The following is a 1,201-nucleotide window of genomic DNA, read 5'->3' as shown; positions in this document are numbered from 1 at the left end:
TTTCTTGACCTTCCCATCCTCACGGTACGATTCCCGCAGAAGGGTAGATCGATAGATTTTTTTACCGGATTTTGACTTGTTCTCTACAATATGCATGTCCACCATTGTACAGATAACAACCATTATCCGTCAAGTATATTGTCGTATAATAACAATATATTAGTGACTACATATTTATTAAAAATACAGCCTTAACCAACTATTTATTAAGCACTTATGCGTTTTGGCAGGGGTGAACATCCGTTAAAGGAATATATTTCATTGGAAAAGAATATATTTTTGTGCCCAACTCTTCGTTAAGTTGCACATTTATCTTTAGTCTCTGATAAAAATCTTCAGGAGCATCTACATAATTGTAAAGAACATAATTTGAAAGGTTTGAAATACCACAATCTCTTGCCAGCTTAATCTTGGATATATAAAGGTCTTTCATAGAGATGTAATCAAATGCGATTCTTAATGGCCGTATAGCAGTTTTTGCTAATAAGTCCATTTTCCCAGAAGTGAGATAATGAGCATCTGTCCCTTGATTGAAATCAACTTTCCTTAGCTTACCATTAAATTTTGCCCCTTTATAAAACCCTAAATCTATGATCTCATCAATTATTTTTTCAAAGTTAGTTGATGCAAGAATATTGTTATCCATTAAGACTAAATTACGTTTTTGTCCATATATTTCCTCTATACCTAAAACTTGCTTTTTTAAAGGTAAGTAGTGAACATAATTCGGTTCTATTTTATTGACTGCACAAAAAGGGCATTTTTTGGGACAACCCCTTGTTGCGTAACCTATATAGGCATCTTTTAAACCATAGTCATAGTCATATTCGATTTCGTTTAATATTTGATAATCGGGAATAACATTATCAATTATGCGTTTATCTCCTTTATCTAACATTCCAGGCTTATCAAGAAGCCCGCGAATAACGCGAACGCCTGTTTCCTTTTCTATAGTAAAAAGCATTTATTTTTAGAAGAACCTGTTTTTTTCTTGCATTTGAATTGTTTCTAGAGTATTAAATTCTGCATGAATCCATTTCTCAGTGAAAAAACCCGAATAGAATTTAAAAAAGCACATAAGAAAGAGCCTCATAGACGTCATGCCGACCGAATCAAAGCTATACTTCTTCTTGATTCAGGATGGAGTTATGAAGAAGTAGCAGAGGCGCTCTTGTTAGACGATCAAACAATCAGGAATTAC

1 protein-coding gene is annotated in these 1,201 nt (G+C 33.6%); it reads right to left on the bottom strand.

Going from position 1 to position 1,201, the window contains the following annotated elements; all coding sequences use genetic code 11:
- Nucleotides 1-214 precede the first annotated feature (214 nt).
- Nucleotides 215-964, bottom strand: a complete 750-nt coding sequence (locus QZT26_RS17755) for a hypothetical protein (RefSeq protein ID WP_099324672.1) — start codon at nt 962-964, stop codon at nt 215-217.
- Nucleotides 965-1,201 lie beyond the last annotated feature (237 nt).

This window comes from uncultured Candidatus Kuenenia sp. (assembly GCF_900696675.1).
Lineage (GTDB): Bacteria > Planctomycetota > Brocadiia > Brocadiales > Brocadiaceae > Kuenenia > Kuenenia stuttgartiensis_A.
This window is presented reverse-complemented; position numbering and strand designations above follow the sequence as displayed.